Below are 17,831 nucleotides of genomic sequence, written 5' to 3' on the forward strand. Positions count from 1 at the left end.
GGTCCGGAGTCCGCCCGGTCCGGCTTCCCGGCCGGATTCTTCCGGGTGTCCGCTGTGGCAACGTGCCGGAACCGGTTCGACAATTGAGTGACCCGGTTCGGGCCGCGCCGTCCGGCGGCCCCGCCCGGCGACCCCGGAGCAGGAATGACCGATCACGACCAGCAACCGAGCACCTCCGTCCCGCCACGCCTGCTGATCGAGGATACGCACAACGGCGACAACGCGACGGCTCAGCGGCTTGCCATGAATCGGACGGGCAGCTTCGAGTGGGACGTGGACGCCGGGACGCTCGACATGGACGACGCCGGGCTACTGGTGTTCGGTCTGGACCCGCAGACCTTCGACTCACGGCCCGAGACCGTGCTGAACCCGCTCGAGCAGTCGGAGCGGACCCGTCTGGATGTGGCGATCCAGGAGGCGATCGAAATCGGACGCAGTTCGTACAGCGTTCATTTCCGGGTGCCGATGGACGACGGCAGGGACCAGTGGACCCACATCCAGGCGCGCATACTGCGCAGCGACGAAGGACATGCGCACCGGATCATCGGGGTGGTGCAGGACGCCACTGCGGAGGTCACCTATTCGGCCTTCGTGCTCGATCTGGAAAAACGGCGACAGCGGCAGACCAGCATCGTTGAACGAACAACCAGCGCGCTGTCACGCGCGGTGACCGTCGATGACGTGACTGCCGCGCTCACCGGCCCGGGTGGGCTTGCCCGGCTCGGGGCGGACGGTCTCTCGCTCGGTCTGGTCGAGAACACCACGCTGAGCGCCATCGCTCTGAGCGGCGACTCGGTGGAGGCGATCGACGCTCTCGGGGAGGCGGGGCTGGACCGGCGGTTCCCGCTGGCGGACACCGCGCTCAGCGGCCGGCCCCGGTTTCTGACCTCGGTCACGGCTCTCACCCGCCGCTATCCCGTGCTGGCCCCCTATGCCAACCGGCTGAAATTCCGGGCCGTCGCCTATCTGCCCCTCGTCGCCCAGGCGCGTTCCCTCGGCACCCTGGCGCTCTTCTACCGCGAGAACACGACCTTCAACGCGGATGAGCGCAATCTGTGTCTGGGGCTGGCCGCCATCGTGGCGCAGTCCCTGCAGCGCGCGAAGCTCTTCGACGAGGAGCGCGAATTCGCCACCGGCCTTCAGTCGGCGATGCTGCCGCGGCGGATCCAGGAGATCGAAGGCGGCGAGATCGCCGTGCGCTACCACGCCGCCTGGAGCGGCCGCCAGGTCGGCGGCGACTGGTACGACGTGATCGGCCTGCCCAAGAACCGGTTCGGGATCGTGGTCGGCGACGTGCAGGGCCATGACACGCACGCCGCCGCCATCATGGGGCAGTTGCGCATCGCCCTGCGCGCGTACGCCGCCGAGGGACATCCCCCTTCGACGGTGCTGGCGCGGGCTTCGCGCTTCCTCGCCGAATTGGACACGGACCGCTTCGCGACCTGTACGTACGCCCAGGTCGAACTCGCTTCGGGGACCGTGCGCGTGGTTCGGGCCGGACATTTCGGCCCACTGATCCGGCATATGGACGGCCGGGTCGGCAGCCCCCAGGTGCGGGGCGGACTGCCGCTGGGCATCTCGACCGACTTCGAGGACGAGGAATTCCCGGAGACCCGCCTGGACCTGGTGCCGGGCGAGACTCTTGTCCTGTACACCGATGGCCTGGTGGAAGAGCCGGGGGCCGACATCGATGCGGGCGTGCAGGCACTGATCAACGAGGTGGGCGCGGGGCCGGCGAGCGCCCAGGCACTGGCCGACCATCTGTCGGACCAGCTCTGGGAGCGTTGGGGTTCGGGGGACGACGTGGCGCTTCTGGTTCTCCGGCGCAGCCCGGACCCGGGGTCGCCACGGGCCCCGCGGTTGCACCAGTACATCCACCAGGCGGACCCGGAGGGGCTGTCCGACGCGCGGACCATCGTGCGCCAGGCCCTGACTGACTGGGACATGGCCGAACTCGCGGATGATGCCGAGCTGGTGGCCGGCGAGCTGCTGGTGAATGTCCTGCTGCACACGGAAGGCGGCGCGGTACTCACCCTGGAGGTGCTGCCGGAACCCGTGCGGCGGGTCCGCCTGTCCGTGCAGGACCGCTCCAGCGCCCGGCCCAGGCGTCGCAGCCCGGGTGAGACCGCGACATCGGGGCGGGGCCTGCTGCTCCTGGATGCCGTCGCCGCCCGCTGGGGCATCGAGCCTCGTGGCGAGGGCAAGGCGGTCTGGTGCGAGATCGGCCCCTCGGCGCCGCCCACCGACACTCCCCGGCCGGCCACGAAGCAGGTGTGACGACGGCCCCGAAGGACGGGCCGCCCCGCGGGTAGCGGCAGTCCGGGGGATGTGCCGCCCCACGCACCAGGCGTGGGGCGGCACCGCCTCGACCGGTGGTCCTGGCCTAGCCCTGCGTCAGGACCACCGGCTCATTCGTCAGTGCTGTGCGGTACGGCGCTTGCGCACGGACCACATGATGCCGCCGCCCGCCAGCAGCACGGCCACGGCCGCTCCGGCGATGATCGGAGTGGCGGACGAGGAGCCCGTCTCGGCCAGGTCCGGCGAGCTGGGGCTCGAGGGGACCACGGCGGGAGCGGAATTCGAAGGCACCTCGCTGGGCGTGGCGCTCGCGGCGGGCGCCTCCTTGGAAGGAGCCGGGGACGGCGTGCCCTCGGACGGCGCGGGCGGCGGGGTGGCACCCTCGCACACGGGTGCCGTCTTGGTCTCGTCGCGCGAGAAGTTGTCGCCGTCGCCGGCCTTGACGACGAGGTGGACCGTCAGCTCCTTGTCGTGCTCGGGCAGCTCGAGCTTCTTGTGGAACTCCTTGCCGAAGGTCTCGGTGGGCAGGAGGTCCTTGCCGTCGACAGTGACGGTCACCTGGTTGGTGACGTTGCTGTTGTAGGCGGTCAGGTCAAGGTTCACCTCGGAACAGGTCACGGCCCAGGTGGGGGTGTGAGCTGCGGCCGGGCCGGCGGTGAGCACCGCGCCGGTCAGGCCGACAACCGCAGCGGCCGCGAGTGTTCCCGCAGCACGCAACGATCTCCTGGGTATGGTCATGGATTCTTCCTCCGCATGTGTTTCATCGCCCGAATGGCGGTGGGGCGCAGAGTACTGCCCCTGCCTGCACCGTGCGCACCCGCCCCACGAAGCACCTGTTGCATCAACTGCCCATACATCACCATTGGTTCGGACATGACGGACACGGCGTGGAGGATGGGACCACGTGGGCAGCGGCGTGGGAAGGCGAGCGGAGGACGCGGACGGCGCGGACGGCGAAGGAGAGACCGGCGAGAGCGTCGTCAGAGACGGCGGTGCATGATGTGCAGCCCGACAAAGCCCTGTTCCGGGTGGTTGAAACCCTCCGGCAACGTTCCCAGGATCTCGAAACCGAGCGAGCGGTAGAGCCCTACGGCGTGGATGTTCGTCTCCACCACCGCGTTGAACTGCATCGCCCTGAACCCCGAGGCGCGAGCCCACTCCAGGGTGTACTCGCACAGGGCCCGCCCGACCCCCTGCCCTGAATACTTGGGGTCGACCATGTAACTGGCACTGGCGATGTGCGAGCCATTGCCCATGTGGTTGTTGTTCATCTTGGCCGTGCCGAGGATCGTCCCGCCGTCGTCGACCGCGACGACCGTACGGTTGGGCGACTTGAGGAGCCACCAGGAGCGGGCATCCTGCTCGCCGAGATCGAGTGGGTATGTGAAGGTCTCGCCCGCGGCAACGATTTCGTGGAAGAACGGCCAGATGGCGGGCCAGTCCTCAGTGGTTGCTTCCCTGATCAGCATGGGAGCCAGGATGCCGGTGCCGTTCTTCCTTCGCGAGTTCTTTATTCGGCCGCGAGAGCTTCCTCCCTCCACGAGAACTCCATCCCTCCGCGAGTCCTTTATCCGTCCGTCAGTTGCGCATCGGTCGCGGCAGACGGCATCCTCCGTGTCATGCGCCGGACGGCGCGCGCCCCGGCCCGGAGTGCCCCCGCCCCTCAGCCCTGGATGCGCGCCTGCGCAGACCGATCCGGGCAAGCAGCCCGAGTGGGGGTTCCGCCACGCCTGTCGGCGCGTGGTCAGGGCCGGGCGCCGCACCGGGACATGGTGGGACAGCGGGAACGGACGCCGGGGCCGGAGCGGGAGCAGGCGCCGGAACGGGGGCGGATGACGGGGTGGGAGCGGGCGCCGGAACGGGTCCGGTATCAGCTCGGGAGTCCGGCCCGGGTGCGTGCCCGTTCTCGGCGTGCGGTGCGTGCCTGTTCCCCGGGCGCGGGAAATCGCGCCATTCGCCGCGCGGGCTCGGAGCCGGTCGGGTCTCCCGGGCGTTGTCCAACTCCATGATCAGGGTCACCCGCCGCCACAGCATCTCGTCCGGCTCGTCGGCCTGCATCAGGTGAGCCATGGTGTCTCGCGCCAGTGCCGGACCAGTCGGCCCGAAGGCCGGTTCGGGCCGGAGCCTGGCGAGATACGCACGTTCGTACGGGTCGTCGACCACCTCCGCCAACTGCACCGAGTCCAGCGTGTCCGCGAGCACGGCCGCGCGGGCCCAGGGTTCCTCCGTCAGGCTCAGTAGCCGTTCGACCCGGCGCGAGCGCCAGTTGCGCGCCCGGCAGTCGGCGCCTCCCTCCAACCGGCCAAGCAGCCAGGCCGGACTCCTGCCCGCCAGAAGCCGGGATTCGCGGGCGGCGAACCCTGCGAGCTCGTCGGCGAGATAGAGCCAGACAATCGCCCGGTACCGATTGAGGTAGAACGTGATCGGCGTGAAGCATCCCGCACGGGCGAGCTTGGTGAAGCGGTCCGGACTGATCCCGAGCTGCTGAGCCCCCTCTGCCGTCCCGACCGTGCGCACCTTCTCCCGCAGCACCTCCGGGAACCCGCCCTGCGACCGGAGCCGGTCGATCTCTCCGCAGCCTACCCTCGGCCTTCCGCCGTCCGGTCGCGCCGTCAGGCGGATCAGCCCCAGATGCACGGCGATCGCGAACTCGCCCCGCTTCATCCGGAGTTCCTGGGCCGCTGTACTCACTGCCAGCGTGCCTTCGGTGGCCATGCTCGCCACCTTCGCGCCGGCGGGCTCCGTGCGCACGTCTTCAGCAACAGCCATGACGTTCTCCCCCGTGAGACTCGGTTACTCTCTGTGAGCATCGTAACCCGGAAGAGAATCCCTCCGCCCGCCCTGTGGAAAACTTCTGCGGTCGAACCAGATGCGGACGGACCATGCGCAGACGGATCAGAAGTGCACGGATCAGAAGTGCACGGATCAGACACCACCTGGATCAGACAACGCCTGATCAGACGGGGTCGGCCCCTTCGCCCGCTGCCTGCCGCGCGGCGACGCCCAGATGCTCACCGACCCTGTTGACGAGCAGGGTCATCTCGTAGGCGACCTGGCCGACATCGGCCTCGGCCTCGCTCAACACGCACAGACAGCTGCCGTCCCCGGCCGCCGTCACGAAGAGCAGTGCCTCGTCGAACTCCACCATGGTCTGCCGGGCCTTCCCGGCCCGGAAGTGGCGTCCCGACCCACGGGCCAGGCTGTGCAACCCGGACGAGACCGCGGCGAGATGCTCGGCGTCCTCGCGGGCCAGCCCCGTACTCGCCCCCGTCACCAGTCCGTCGTTCGACAGCACCAACGCGTGCCGTATGTGCTCGACCCTGCTCGTGAGGTCGTCAAGGAGCCAGTCGAGTCCCCTGTCCAGCGCCATTTCCCCGCTCCTCCCCGCTCATACGTTCCCCGTGCCCCGTCGCCGTAAGCCTTGCGCACCGGTCACGTGGGGGCAAGCACTACTCCGTCATGCGGCTTGGTCCGGACCCGCGGGAAGAAGACGGCGGAGCGCCCGGGAGGGTCAGCTCACCGCGTCGAGGAGCCGAGCGGTGTACATCCGGCCGGCGTACTCGACCATGCCGATCAGGACCTCCTCGCCGGAGTCCCGGTCGCGCGCGCCGCACAGGAATTCGTCCCACAGGAACCAGAAGCGGTCCTGCCCCGGCGTGCCGAACAGATGGAGCGAGAGGCCGGAGCGGATGGTGATCCGTCCGAAGTCCATGGCGACGGTGGTCCGTGGTCTTCTGATCGACCCCGTCCGTGTCGTCGACCGACCACCCCGCCTCGGTGAGAAATTCCTCCGTCCGCAGCGGCCAAATCTCGCTGACGGCACCGACCAGCGTCGTTTTCCGGCCCCGAAGCCTCCGGCGGCCAATACCTTCAGTGCGAGAGCATCGGTCCCCGCGGCCTCTCCGGCCGTCTCTCCGTATGCGTCGTCAGTGTGCTGGGAATGCATCGGCCACTTCTCTCACCAGTGAGTCCCTGAACATCGAATGCGCAGGTCAGAGCCGCCTTGACAGCGATGATCCCGTGAACGGTCGGCAAGCACACACCACCTTCCGCCTGCGCACGCCGGCAGCGTGGCAAACAGGAACCGGCGCCGCGGGGCGAGACCGATTCTTTGGCGTTGTGACCGTTCCGGCCCATTTGTTGCCCGGATCGGTCCATAATCCGACACACCTTCCGGAACATATCTGCCGCTCCCGGTCATGTGCACAAGGGCCGGTCCGCTGCCGCGGCTGCCCGAGCAGCCTGCGGACAGCGGACGTCCGGCGCCTACACTGAATACTTCGGGTGCGAGGAATCGGGCCACGCGGACAGGGAGAGCAAGAGTGTCGACAGCTGCCGACGGCGGTTTCGAGGATCCGCCCGCGGAGGTACTGGTGGAGGCCGCAGCGGCCTTCGGCCTACTGGCGACACCTGCACGGCTGCACATCGTGTGGGCCCTGTCCCAGGGCGAGAGCGATGTGACCGGACTCGCGGACCGGGTGGGCGGCACCCTTCCGTCGGTGAGCCAGCATCTGACGAAACTCAAACTGGCAGGTCTCGTACGGTCCCGGCGCGAAGGACGCCGACAGGTGTACCTGGTCGACGACCCCGATGTGGTGACCGTCGTCCGGCTGATGGTCGGCCAGCTCGCGGAGCGCGCCGGTCACGCGCCCGCGCAAGCCTCACGTCTCCGTGGGCTCGGTGCCTGAGAGCAGTGCCGCCGCAGGTCCCGGCAGCACCCATCCCGATGGCCCGTCCGCCGTCGTCGTGCCGATGGCGGGCGCGAAGACCGGCCGGGGCGCCGCCGAGGATGTCGCATCTGTTGCCTCCTCGGTCGCCGCACCGACCTCTCTTCAGGTCCTCCGCTCGCTGGACAGCGGACCGCGGGGGCTGCTGGAGGAACAGGCCGGGGAACGGCTGACGCGATTCGGCGAGAACACGCTGCCGGCCTGGCGTCCGGTCTCCTGGCCCCGTCGCTTCCTGCGCAGTCTGCGTGATCCCTTCACCTCGGTGCTCCTGTGTCTGGGCCTGGTCTCGGCGGCGGTGGCCTCCTGGGGCACGGCGTGCGTGACGCTGGTGCTCGTGGTCGTCAGCTGTCTGTTGCGCTCCGCGGAGGAGCACCGGGCGGACCGGTCCACGGCCGCACTGCGGGAGCTGGTGGCGACCACCGCGACCGTACTGCGCCGGGCAGGACCGGACGCCGCGCCGCGGGCCCGTGAACTGCCGGTCGGGGAACTGGTGCCGGGCGATGTGATCCGGCTCGGCCCGGGGGATCTCGTGCCCGCCGATGTGCGGCTGTTGCGTGCGAGTGGCCTGACCGTTCATCAGTCGGCGCTCACCGGGGAGTCGGCGCCGGTCGCCAAGCACCCCGTCGACACGCTGTCACGGCCCCGCGCCGCCGACACCGGGGGCCGCGACCAGGAAGGACTGTTCGCCCGGCCGGAGCTGTGTTTCCAGGGCAGCAGCGTGGCGTCCGGCAGCGGTACGGCGGTGGTGACGGCGACGGGTGCGGAAACCCGGTTCGCCGCCGCGTACGACGGTTCGGCGCGCCGCCGCGGCGCGAGCGCCTTCGACCGTTCGGTGCACGGGATCTCCTGGACGCTGATCCGTTTCATGCTGATCACCCCGCCACTGGTGCTCATGGCCAACGCGGCGCTCCGCGGCCGAGGCCTCGAAACGCTGCCGTTCGCCGTCGCGGTGGCGGTCGGGCTGACTCCGGAAATGCTGCCGGTGATCGTCACGACGGCGCTGGCCAGGGGCGCTTCACTGCTCGCCAAGGACCATGGGGTCATCGTCAAGCGACTGCCCGCGCTGCACGACCTCGGTGCGATCGATGTGCTGTGCGTGGACAAGACCGGAACCCTCACTCAGGACCGGCCTGTCGTCGAACGTTCACTGAACGCGTCGGGCCACTCCGGTCCCGAGGCGCTCCACTGGGCCGCCGTCAACGCTCTGTGGACGCTGCAGCTCGCCGATCTACCGGCCCCCGACGCACTCGACGAGGCGGTGCTGGACGCGGCCGAGGAGAGGGAGGAGACGCTGTCCGCGTACGACGGCGTCGCGGCGCTGCCGTTCGATCCGGTACGCCGTCTCGCCACCGCGGTCGTCCGCCGGCCCGGACGGCTCGGCGTGCACACGCTCGTGACCAAGGGAGCGGTCGAGGCGGTGCTCGAACGGTGCGCGCTGGACGAGACCGAACGGAACCGGCTGAGCGAACTCGCCGCCTGGGAGACCGCGAATGGCCTGCGACTGCTCGCCGTGGCCCGTACCGATCGGCCGGCCCGGCCGCGTGCGTACACCGCGGCCGACGAAAGGGGACTGACGTTCCTCGGCTTCGTCGCTCTGCGGGACGCGCTCACACCGAGCGCGGCCGATGCGCTGGACGCGCTGAAGGACCGGGGCATCGCCGTGAAGGTCCTCACGGGTGACGATCCGGGCACCGTCGCCCGTGCCTGCCGGGATCTCGGCCTCGATCCGGGCGAGGTCATGCCGGCGGAGCGGATCGACTCGCTGTCGGAAGGGGCACTCGCGGAGGCCGCCGACCGGATCACGGTCTTCGCCCGCTGCACACCGGAGCACAAGGCACGGATCGTTTCCGCGCTGCGCACCACCGGGCGGAACACCGGGTTCCTCGGTGACGGCGTCAATGATCTGCCCGCGATGCACGCGGCGGACGTCGGCATCTGCCCGCGCAACGCGGTCGACGTGGCGCGGGAGACCGCGGACGTGGTACTGGCCGAGAAGGACCTGGCGGCCATCGATGACGCGATCACCACGGGCCGGCGCAGCAGCGGAAACATCGCCACATATCTGCGCATCACGCTCTCGTCGAACCTCGGCAACGTCATCGCGATGCTCGCGGCGGGTCTCATGCTGCCGTTCCTGCCGATGCTTCCGGCGCAGGTTCTGGTGCAGAACCTGTGCTTCGACGTGGCGCAGCTCGCCTTCGCCTTCGACCGGCCCGCGTCAGAGGTGCTGCGGTGGCCAACGGTGCTGCGTCCGCGCGACTTCCTCCGCTTCATCACGGGGTTCGGCCTGCTGAACGCCACCGCCGACCTGGCGACGTTCGCCGTGCTGGCCTTCGCGCTGCACGGTTCCGCGACATCGGGCGGGCAGGAGGCCTTCCACTCGGGATGGTTCACCGAGAATCTGCTCACCCAGGCCCTGGTGATGCTGCTGCTCCGTACGGGTGGACGCGTTGCCGGCGGTCGCAGCGGCGGCCCGTTGCGGCTGGCCACGTGCGGTCTCGCGGTGGTCGGCCTGTTGCTGCCACTCACCCCGCTCGGTGGGTTGCTGGGCATGAGCGCGCTGCCACCGCTCTATTACCTGTTGCTGGCAACGGTGCTGGCCCTGTACGCCTACGGGTTGCGGGCGGCCCGTACCCGCTACGAGCGGAAGTGGAGCCACTCGTGATCGCGTCGCGCATCGACCGCCCCGAGTCCGACCCGAATCCCGGCCCCGGTGGCGGGCAGGTGGTGCGTGCCCGCCGTGCCACGCTCGACGAAGTGCCCGCCCTGGTAAGGCTGCGCGGGCTGATACCGGCCGAGGTGGGGGTGGAGACGGGCGTCCCCGACGCGCCGTGGCGGACGGCCTCCGCCGAGTGGTTCGCCGAGCGCCTGCGCCATCCGGGCGTGTTCGCCGCGTTCCTGGTCGATGATCCCGCGCTCGGCGTCGTCTCCAGTGCGGCCGGGACGTGCGACAGGCATGCCCCCGGCCCGGCGATCCTGAGCGGTCTGCAGGGGCACGTCTCCAATGTGAGCACCGGTCCCCGCCGGCGCCGCCTCGGCCATGCCCGGATCTGCCTCGACGCCCTGCTCGGCTGGTTCCGCGAGGAGGCCGGGTCACGGTGATCGGTCTGAACGCCACCGAGGACGGGGCCGCGCTGTACGAGTCGTACGGCTTCGCGGCGCCCCGCCACCCGGCGCTGCAGCTCCGGACTGCCGGGACACCGTGCTGAGGGTTGTGTCCCCGCTCCTGGTGGCCGGTCAGCCGTAGGAAAGGTCCGCGCACGGGTCGTCGTCGGCCGACCGGGCCTCGTCGGCGACGGTGGACGGAACGGTGGACGGCGACGGTGATCCGGGGGCGGCCGATGGGTTCTGGGCGTAGGAACTGCCCAGGATCACCTGGATTCCGGCCGTGCCGGACGCGGTCGTCCGTGCTCCGGCGAAGAGCCGTGCGGTGATCTCCGCCTCCTCCCGCAGCCCCGGCCCGTACTCGATGACGGTCGAGGTGTGGTCCTGGCTGCTCGCCGTGGCCGTGGTCGTGACGGTGAAGTCCCGGGAACGCAGGAGTTCGGCTGCCTGGGCGGCAAGCCCCCTGACCGTGGTTCCGTTGTAGACGGCGACGGTGATTCCCTTGCCGGAGACCGGGACGTCCGCCGCGGGCGACGCGGGGCCACTGTCCTTCCCGTCGCCCTTGTCCGACGACTTGCCCGACCCCTTGCCGCTGGCGTCCTCGCCGTCGACCGTACGGTCGGCCTTCAGCGCGGCCCAGAGCGCGTCGGCGTCCGGTTCGACGATCGCGACGCGTGCGCCTTCGTATCGCCAGGGGACGGTGACGAACTTGGTGTTGTGCAGGTCGATCTTCTTCATCGACATGGCGAACGACAACAGACGGTCGGCCGATCCGAGTCCGGGGTCGACGGTCATCGCGTCGGTGGCCGCATTGGCCAGGGGCAGCAGAGTGGTGGGGTTCAATCCCTGGGACTTGACCTTCTTGATGAGCGCGGCGACGAATGCCTGCTGTCGCTTGATTCGCCCTATGTCCGAGCCGTCACCGATGCCGTGCCGCAGCCGGACGTAGTCGAGTGCCCGCTGCCCAGAGACGGTCTGCGGGCCCTTCGCGAAGATCCTGGCCCCTCGGGTGGGCCGCTTCGGGCTGAGGTCGCGCTGGTAGACGTCCTGGGGCAGGCACACCGGTACGCCGCCGACGGCCGAGGTCAGCGCGGAGAATCCGGCGAAGTCGATGACGACGGTGTGGTCCACGCGCAGGCCGGTGAGATGCTCCACGGTGTTCTGGGTGCAGGCCGGGTTTCCCTCGGCGGTCTCCCCCACCGAGAACGCCCCGTTGAACATCACGTTGTGCTGCGGCGCGGTCCACCGGCCGTCGGGCCCTTTGCACGCCGGGATGTCGACCAGCGCGTCACGTGGAATGGATACGGCGACCGCATGCTTCTGGTCGCCGTACACATGGAGGAGGAACGCGGTGTCGGAGCGCCCCACCGCGCCCGTGCCGCCGCCGAGTTTGCTGTTGTCGCCCGAGCGCGAGTCCGATCCGATGACCAGGACGTTCTGTCCCTGCGAGGAACCGGGCGGCCGGTCGCCGGAGATCCCGTCCGCGCTGAAGGTGTCGATGCTGCCGCCGAGTTTGAGGTAGCCCCACCCGACGCCGGCGACCAGCAGCACGAGGAACGACAGCCCGAACATGGCTGTCCGCCGCAGGCGGACTCCCCTTCCCCTGCCCGCTCCCGCTTTGCGACTTCCCGTCATCGGCCACCCCGTCCGTCCGCTGTCCATGAGGTAAGACGTGCTCCGTCACCCCATGGTTGTACAGTTGCGCAATGTAGCAAGCATTGATGTTCGAGTGGATCATCCGACCTGCTCATAGTCAGCTTGAAGCACTGTCGGCGGACGCCGAGCGGAGACACCGGCCAAAGCACCGAAAGGAAGGGCGGGACGCACATGTTGCGCAACGGCCTCGAACCCTGGCACCTATTGATCGTGGCAATCGTGGTGATCGCACTGTTCGGCTCGAAGAAACTGCCGGACACAGCCCGAGCCCTGGGCAAATCCATGCGGATCCTGAAGAGTGAGGCCAAGGCCATGAAGGAGACCGACGCACAGGAGCCCCGCACCGACCCACACGCTTAGCGCCCCGGCCCACCAACGTACGGCACGCCTCGCAGGCGTTCACTTCAGGGCTTGCGCAAGCATGGGAACCATGGTCACGACGCCGTCGTTGACCTGGTGACGGCCGAAACAGCGCCGTTCACCACATCGCTGGACCACTGGATCAATGGAGGATGTTTCATGGGTGTGACCCTGGCCAAGGGCGGCAACGTCTCCTTGTCGAAGGAGGCACCCGGCCTGACCGCAGTGACGGTCGGCCTGGGCTGGGACGTACGGACGACGACGGGCGCGGACCACGACCTGGACGCGAGTGCACTGCTGTGCTCGGACGCGGGCAAGGTCCTCTCCGACCTGCACTTCGTCTTCTACAACAACCTCACGAGCCCGGATGGTTCGGTCCAGCACACCGGCGACAACCTGACCGGTGAGGGCGAGGGCGACGACGAGTCCATCAATGTGGACCTGTCGACGGTCCCCGCGGATGTGGCCAAGATCGTCTTTCCGGTCTCCATCCACGACGCGCAGAGCCGCGGGCAGAGCTTCGGCCAGGTCCGCAACGCGTTCATCCGCGTGGTGAACCGGGCGAACGGCGTCGAGCTGGCCCGTTACGACCTCAGCGAGGACGCCTCGACGGAGACCGCCATGGTCTTCGGCGAGCTGTACCGGCACGGCGCGGAGTGGAAGTTCCGTGCCGTCGGCCAGGGTTACGCCTCGGGTCTGGCGGGAATCGCGTCCGACTACGGCGTCAACGTCTGACCGGGAAACCTCACGCACAACGGGCGCGGGCCCTTTCGCCCCCTCCATTCCGCCGGAGCGGGGAGGCGGGGCCCGCCCGGCCCCAGAGGGCTCGTAAGCCGTTGATCACCTCGCACAGTAGGCGCTCGTCCCGTCCGGCAACCGCACGGGCGGGCCGGGGCGGTCCGACCAACGATCACCCAGCGCTCGAACACCTGCCGCGCTTCCCGACGTTTCATCCCGTTTCGCTCCGTCGGCAACTACGCGATCATGTCCGTATGGCCGACGACCACACACACGTGCAGGATTTCTTCACAGCGCGCGCGGCGGACTGGGACACCCGCTTCCCCGACGACGGGCCCGCCTACGCTGCCGCCACCGACTCCCTCTCGCTGCGCCCGGGGGACGCGGTGCTCGACGCCGGCTGCGGTACGGGACGGGCACTTCCCGCCCTGCGAACGGCCGTCGGGCCGCAGGGCACGGTCCTCGGCGTGGACCTGACACCGGCGATGCTGGAGTCGGCGGTACGGGCGGGCCGCGACCGCGAAGGGACGCTGCTCCTCGCCGACGTCGCCACCCTCCCCCTGAAATCGCGGGCGCTCGACGCGGTGTTCGCGGCCGGACTGATCTCCCATCTGTCGCACCCCGGTCCCGACCTGACGGAGCTGGCACGGGTGGTACGACCGGGCGGACGGCTGGCACTCTTCCACCCCATCGGGCGAGCCGCCCTCGCGGCACGCCACGGCCGCCCGATCACGGACGACGATCTGCGGGCCGAGCCCAACCTGCGTCCGTTGCTGGCACGTTCGGGCTGGCGGCTCGACGCGTACACCGATGAGGACGCCCGATTCCTCGCCCTTGCCGTGCGGACGTCCTGACCTGCCCGCCCTGCACCCTCGTGCTCACTCCACGGGCGTCTCGGGGCGCCGGTTGTGCGGGACCGGACAGCCGCCGACGCCCGGGAGCGGGAACGTCCCCAGCCCGGAGACCTCGTAGCCGTCCGGATATCCCTTGATCTCCGGGTTCTGCCGGGCGTAGTGCGGAGCGGAACGCGGCGGCAGGAGTCGTACCGCCCGCGCCCTCAGCCGCAGAGCCCCATGCGTGAGATTTCGGGCCGCGGAACCGGGGCATTCGTACCGGAATGCCTGCAGCAAGGAATCGTCGAGCAGCGCGAGGGCGGCCTTGCGCGCGACAGGGGCCAGGGGGCGCGGATACCAGGAACCCATCAGGTCCAGGGTGGCGTCGGAGACTCGGCGCCCCCCTTCGTCCCATCCGAAGTGTTCGGCCTCATAGGTATCGAGGGTGCGCTCGAAGTCCTCGTACGTCCGCGGCAGTTCCTTGATTCCCATGTGCCCGCCCAGGTTCCGGTAGTAGGCGGCGCACGCCTGAAGTTCGTGGCCGGAGAGCCGGCGCCAGCCGTAGCTGTCGAGCCAACGCTTCGGGGTGACGACGAAGGTGCACAGCACATAGCGCATGTCGTCATTGCTGATGTCGTAGCTGCGGTGCATCTGGTTGATCCGGCGGAGGGCCGTACGCCCCGAGTCACTGTCGAAACCGTGCTCCAGGACCGCGTCGAGGAGCAGTGCGGTGTCGTCGTAGCGCTTCTGTGATCGGTCCGTCAGTTCGGCGGTCTGCGCGAGGAGTCGGCCGATGCTCGGCACGGCATAGGTGCGGTAGAGGGCCAGTTCCAGAGCGCGTGCGATGTCCCAGGGGAACTCATAGGTGGCCATGATCCGGTAGATTCGAAGGAAGTCCCCCTCCGGATCGAGACGCTGAATCTCCTTCAGCCGGTCGTACCGCTTCACCGCTCTACCCCCTTGTATCGGCAGAAGGTCCAACTCTACGTCGGCGGGGAACACCGCATGTAGTCATGTAGTTACGAGCAAGCCACAGATACGCAGTTCCTCGGGAAGGCGGTCCCCATGATCGACATAATCGGAAGCCTGCGGAAGGTTGTCACCCCCGACCGCAAGGGGGATCAGTCCGCGGCACCTTCCAAAGAGGACCGGCGCAAACAGCACAATCTCTTCGAGGCGGCCGCCACCTTCGTCTCCGCATCCGTGGAGGAGGATCAGGCACGGATCGACGAGGCGAGCGGCTGGGTGTCGCCCGAGGCACTCTCCTTCGGTGTCAGCGAACTGGCCTGCCGGGCCGTCATCGCTCTGGCGCGCGAGCGCGGCGAGTCGCCGCAGACAGTGGCCCGTACGCTGCTCGGTCTACCCGCCGAATGAGGAGTGCCGTCCGCCGTACCACGCAGCTGACGTCTTCGCTTGTCAGGGCCTCGACGAGTGGGTTACTCACTCGTTAGGGTGCGCCGACGGACAACGACGACGGACGAGGAGGGTGCCGTGGCCCCGCCGAACGACACGGTCGCCGACGACGACGCACTGTATGTGCTGACCGCGGTGCTGCTGACACCGGCACAGTTCCCGAGCGTCCTCGGTGACGACTACCCGGCCGCCTGTGCGGCGCTCGCCGTCGAGCCGTACGCCGAGGGATACGGGTTGGTCCTCGGCCAGGACGGCAGCGGTGCGCGGTGGACCGTCGTCGTCGAGGACGTGTCGCTGGTCGCCGTCGCGATCGCGGCCTGGGACTGCGGCATGGAGTACGACCTCTCGCCCGACGACCGTTCAGTGGTCTGCGCGCTGCCCGGCTGGCCCCTCCCGGTGGCGGTCGCCGCTCCGGGCGTGGCCGCGCCGCACGACCCGCTGCCGGACCTGGAGGCCGAGGGCACCGCCCCGGAGGCGCTGGCTCCGCCCGACACGGAGTCGTGGGGACCCGCCCAGCGACGCATGGGAGCGGACGAGATAGCCCACCAGTGGACCACTTGGCGCGAGCAGATCGATGATGAGACGGCCTTCAGCACTCCGGCCGGCACGGACAATACCGGGGCCGAGCCCGTGACCGAGCCGGAGGCCGAGCCCGTCGCCGAGCCCGGGTCTGAACCTGAGGTAGAGGGTGAGGGTGAGGTCGAGGTGGACGTCGAGACCGGGCCTGAAGCCGTCGACAGGTCCGAAGCCGCCGCCGAGAAGAGGTCCGAGAAGCAATCCGGGAGGGCGGCCACGGACGCACCTTCCGGAGCGCACCCCGGTGTACGGCGGGCGCTCGCACAGGCTCAGGACTACGTCGAGTCCCCGCCGCCGCCCGGCCGTGTCCGGTCCTCCTTCGCCACGGGCGACGCCCGGATGCTGCGCGCCGACGGCCCCGGCTGGTCACTGGTCGCCCGGACCGACGACATCGCATTCATCCTGTTGGACGAGGAGCCGGGCGAGGTGCTGCCGGTCGGGCGCGGCACCGATCTACCCGGCCTCCTGAAGGCTCTGGACGCACTCGCGGTACGGCCGGCCTGAGCCCGGTTCCGGGGACTCGGCAGACGCACTCTCCGTCGGGCCCCCGATGCCGTCCGCCCCTGCGGGCCTCCGCGCGCTCCAGTGCGTGAGCGGGTTCGGCTCGGTGGACGAATACGTCTCGTTCCCGATCACCACGGTCACTGCCGCGCGAGCCCCGCGCGACGCGGAGCCGTCCCTCTCAGCGGCCTATCTCCTTGCGGGTGATCCTGCGGAGCCTGCGCCGCTGGCCGGGGTCCAGCAGCAGATACGCGATCGCCGGAACTCCGACCAGAACCAGCAACGACAGCCAGAAACCGATGAACGGCATCAGGATGACCGCTACGACCACTCCCCCGATGGCGATCTTCGCGCTGTTCGACATCGTCCATGCCTCCTTCGCGGCCCGAAGCCGCATCTGCTGTGAGAACGCGTGTGCGCGCCCATCGGTTCCAGCAGGCCGAGGACTCACCTCAGGGGCTCGCCGACGTCGTGCATGTGCTGCAGTGCCTGCCGGTAGGACTCGATCAGTCCGGTCTCCGCGTACGGCATGCCCAGTGCCTCGCAGTGGGCGCGCACCATGGGCTGGGCCAGGCGCAGGTGCGGGCGGGGCATGCTCGGGAAGAGGTGATGCTCGATCTGGTAGTTGAGCCCGCCGAGGAACCAGTCGGTGAGGATGCCGCCGCGTACGTTGCGCGAGGTGAGGACCTGACGCTGGAGGTGGCCCCAGCGTTCGCCGTCGGGGTCGGGCATCTCCATGCCCTTGTGGTTCGGCGCGAAGGCCATGCCCAGGTGGAGCCCGAACAGCGCATGGTGGACGAGCGCGAAGACGATGGCCTTGCCCGGGGACAGCACGGTGAGCAGCAGCGTGGCGTAGAGGCCCAGGTGGGCGACCAGGAGCAGTGCCGAGAGCGCTCGTTCCCGGGCGGGCTGCTGTCGCAGATACTGGAAGCCGGAGATCTTCAGCGCGATGCCTTCGAGGAGCAGCATCGGGAAGAAGAGGCGGGCCTGGTTGCGGGTGAGCCAGCGGGCGAAGCCCTCGCGCTGGGCTGCTTGCTTCTGCGTCCAGACGAGGGCGCCCACGCCGACGTCCGGGTCCTTGTCGATGTGGTTGGGATTGGCGTGGTGGCGGACGTGTTTGTCGTTCCACCATGCCTCGTTCATGCCGAGCAGCAGGTTGGCGTGCACGAGGCCGATGGCCCGGCCCGTCCTGCGTTCGCCGGTTATCTGGGCGTGTCCGGCGTCGTGCCCGACGAACGCGGTGCGCGACCAGAAGATCGCCAGCGGCAGCGCGAGCAGCAGGGTCCACCAGGTGTTGCCGAGGAGGAACATGCCGGTGATCACCGCGCCCAGTGCGACCAGGTTGGCGGTGATGCCGACCGCGTACCACCCGGTCCGCCGCTCCAGGAGGCCCTGTCCCTTCACGGCCCGCAGCAGGGGCGCGAAGTCGCTTCCCTGAGCCTGAGCGGCTCCTGCGGCACCTGTCGCACTTTCCGGTGCAGCACTTCCCGCACCGTCGCGGGTGCCTTCCGCTGCGGTGGCTATGGCCTGGGGCATGACGTCTCCGGTCTCTGAAAAGCTGCGCCGACCTGTAGAAACATACGGTGACCGGATGTGCTGCAACCATGGCGCCACCACCCGGGAT

The 17,831-nt window shown here is 69.3% G+C and carries 17 protein-coding genes and 1 pseudogene; 9 read left to right on the forward strand and 9 right to left on the reverse strand.

Annotation, left to right across the window (positions count from 1 at the left end):
• Positions 1-144: 144 nt before the first annotated feature.
• Positions 145-2,277, forward strand: coding sequence for a SpoIIE family protein phosphatase (locus OG520_RS02090; RefSeq protein ID WP_406011953.1), 2,133 nt, complete (start codon positions 145-147; stop codon positions 2,275-2,277).
• Between the two features lie 138 nt (positions 2,278-2,415).
• Here OG520_RS02090 and OG520_RS02095 read toward each other — a convergent pair whose 3' ends face one another.
• The 5 genes and pseudogenes from OG520_RS02095 to OG520_RS02115 form a co-directional block, all read right to left on the reverse strand.
• A complete protein-coding gene (locus OG520_RS02095) occupies positions 2,416-3,036 on the reverse strand; it encodes an LAETG motif-containing sortase-dependent surface protein (protein ID WP_406011954.1) in 621 nt (206 codons plus the stop codon).
• Between the two features lie 242 nt (positions 3,037-3,278).
• Positions 3,279-3,767 (reverse strand): GNAT family N-acetyltransferase, encoded by a 489-nt coding sequence (locus tag OG520_RS02100; protein ID WP_399333444.1) that lies wholly within the window; start codon positions 3,765-3,767, stop codon positions 3,279-3,281.
• 148 nt (positions 3,768-3,915) lie between these two features.
• Complete coding sequence (locus tag OG520_RS02105) at positions 3,916-5,067, reverse strand: DUF6397 family protein (protein WP_406011955.1); 1,152 nt, start codon at positions 5,065-5,067, stop codon at positions 3,916-3,918.
• Between the two features lie 187 nt (positions 5,068-5,254).
• Positions 5,255-5,668, reverse strand: coding sequence for a roadblock/LC7 domain-containing protein (locus tag OG520_RS02110; RefSeq protein WP_385335307.1), 414 nt, complete (start codon positions 5,666-5,668; stop codon positions 5,255-5,257).
• A gap of 141 nt (positions 5,669-5,809) precedes the next feature.
• A pseudogene (locus OG520_RS02115) lies at positions 5,810-6,244 on the reverse strand (ATP/GTP-binding protein).
• 376 nt (positions 6,245-6,620) lie between these two features.
• On the opposite strand from OG520_RS02115, the gene OG520_RS02120 reads away from it, so the two are divergent.
• From OG520_RS02120 to OG520_RS02130, 3 genes are read left to right on the forward strand one after another with little or no spacing between them, the layout of a single operon-like run.
• On the forward strand, positions 6,621-6,986 hold the full coding sequence (locus tag OG520_RS02120) for an ArsR/SmtB family transcription factor (protein WP_389985902.1): 366 nt from the start codon (positions 6,621-6,623) through the stop codon (positions 6,984-6,986).
• Positions 6,979-9,690, forward strand: coding sequence for a magnesium-translocating P-type ATPase (gene mgtA, locus OG520_RS02125; protein WP_406011956.1), 2,712 nt, complete (start codon positions 6,979-6,981; stop codon positions 9,688-9,690). The genes OG520_RS02120 and mgtA overlap by 8 nt, the downstream gene beginning before the upstream one ends.
• Entirely contained in the window at positions 9,687-10,127 is a 441-nt protein-coding gene (locus OG520_RS02130) for a hypothetical protein (RefSeq protein WP_406011957.1), read from the forward strand. The genes mgtA and OG520_RS02130 overlap by 4 nt, the downstream gene beginning before the upstream one ends.
• Positions 10,128-10,262: 135 nt before the next feature.
• Here OG520_RS02130 and OG520_RS02135 read toward each other — a convergent pair whose 3' ends face one another.
• A complete protein-coding gene (locus tag OG520_RS02135) occupies positions 10,263-11,702 on the reverse strand; it encodes an LCP family protein (RefSeq protein WP_406011958.1) in 1,440 nt (479 codons plus the stop codon).
• 255 nt (positions 11,703-11,957) lie between these two features.
• Between OG520_RS02135 and tatA the strand changes: the two genes are divergently transcribed.
• The 3 genes from tatA (at position 11,958) to OG520_RS02150 (ending at position 13,738) form a co-directional block, all read left to right on the forward strand.
• Positions 11,958-12,146 carry a Sec-independent protein translocase subunit TatA gene (gene tatA / locus OG520_RS02140; RefSeq protein ID WP_399333433.1) on the forward strand — a complete coding sequence of 63 codons (189 nt, stop codon included), beginning with the start codon at positions 11,958-11,960 and terminating at the stop codon, positions 12,144-12,146.
• Positions 12,147-12,305: 159 nt separating this feature from the next.
• Positions 12,306-12,881 carry a TerD family protein gene (locus OG520_RS02145; protein ID WP_360550959.1) on the forward strand — a complete coding sequence of 192 codons (576 nt, stop codon included), beginning with the start codon at positions 12,306-12,308 and terminating at the stop codon, positions 12,879-12,881.
• Between the two features lie 257 nt (positions 12,882-13,138).
• Positions 13,139-13,738, forward strand: a complete 600-nt coding sequence (locus OG520_RS02150) for a class I SAM-dependent methyltransferase (RefSeq protein ID WP_406011959.1) — start codon at positions 13,139-13,141, stop codon at positions 13,736-13,738.
• Between the two features lie 24 nt (positions 13,739-13,762).
• On the opposite strand, the gene OG520_RS02155 is transcribed toward OG520_RS02150, so the two are convergent.
• Positions 13,763-14,665, reverse strand: coding sequence for an oxygenase MpaB family protein (locus tag OG520_RS02155; RefSeq protein WP_399333429.1), 903 nt, complete (start codon positions 14,663-14,665; stop codon positions 13,763-13,765).
• Between the two features lie 117 nt (positions 14,666-14,782).
• On the opposite strand from OG520_RS02155, the gene OG520_RS02160 reads away from it, so the two are divergent.
• Entirely contained in the window at positions 14,783-15,091 is a 309-nt protein-coding gene (locus OG520_RS02160; RefSeq protein WP_385335291.1) for a hypothetical protein, read from the forward strand.
• Between the two features lie 117 nt (positions 15,092-15,208).
• Entirely contained in the window at positions 15,209-16,210 is a 1,002-nt protein-coding gene (locus OG520_RS02165) for a hypothetical protein (protein ID WP_406011960.1), read from the forward strand.
• Between the two features lie 178 nt (positions 16,211-16,388).
• Here OG520_RS02165 and OG520_RS02170 read toward each other — a convergent pair whose 3' ends face one another.
• Both OG520_RS02170 and OG520_RS02175 read right to left on the reverse strand, forming a co-directional pair.
• Positions 16,389-16,571: a hypothetical protein gene (locus OG520_RS02170; RefSeq protein ID WP_266431015.1), complete on the reverse strand. Its 183-nt coding sequence runs from the start codon at positions 16,569-16,571 to the stop codon at positions 16,389-16,391.
• Between the two features lie 83 nt (positions 16,572-16,654).
• Complete coding sequence (locus OG520_RS02175; RefSeq protein WP_406011961.1) at positions 16,655-17,743, reverse strand: fatty acid desaturase family protein; 1,089 nt, start codon at positions 17,741-17,743, stop codon at positions 16,655-16,657.
• Between the last annotated feature and the right edge of the window lie 88 nt (positions 17,744-17,831).

This window comes from Streptomyces sp. NBC_00984 (assembly GCF_045162475.1).
Classification (GTDB): Bacteria; Actinomycetota; Actinomycetes; order Streptomycetales; family Streptomycetaceae; genus Streptomyces.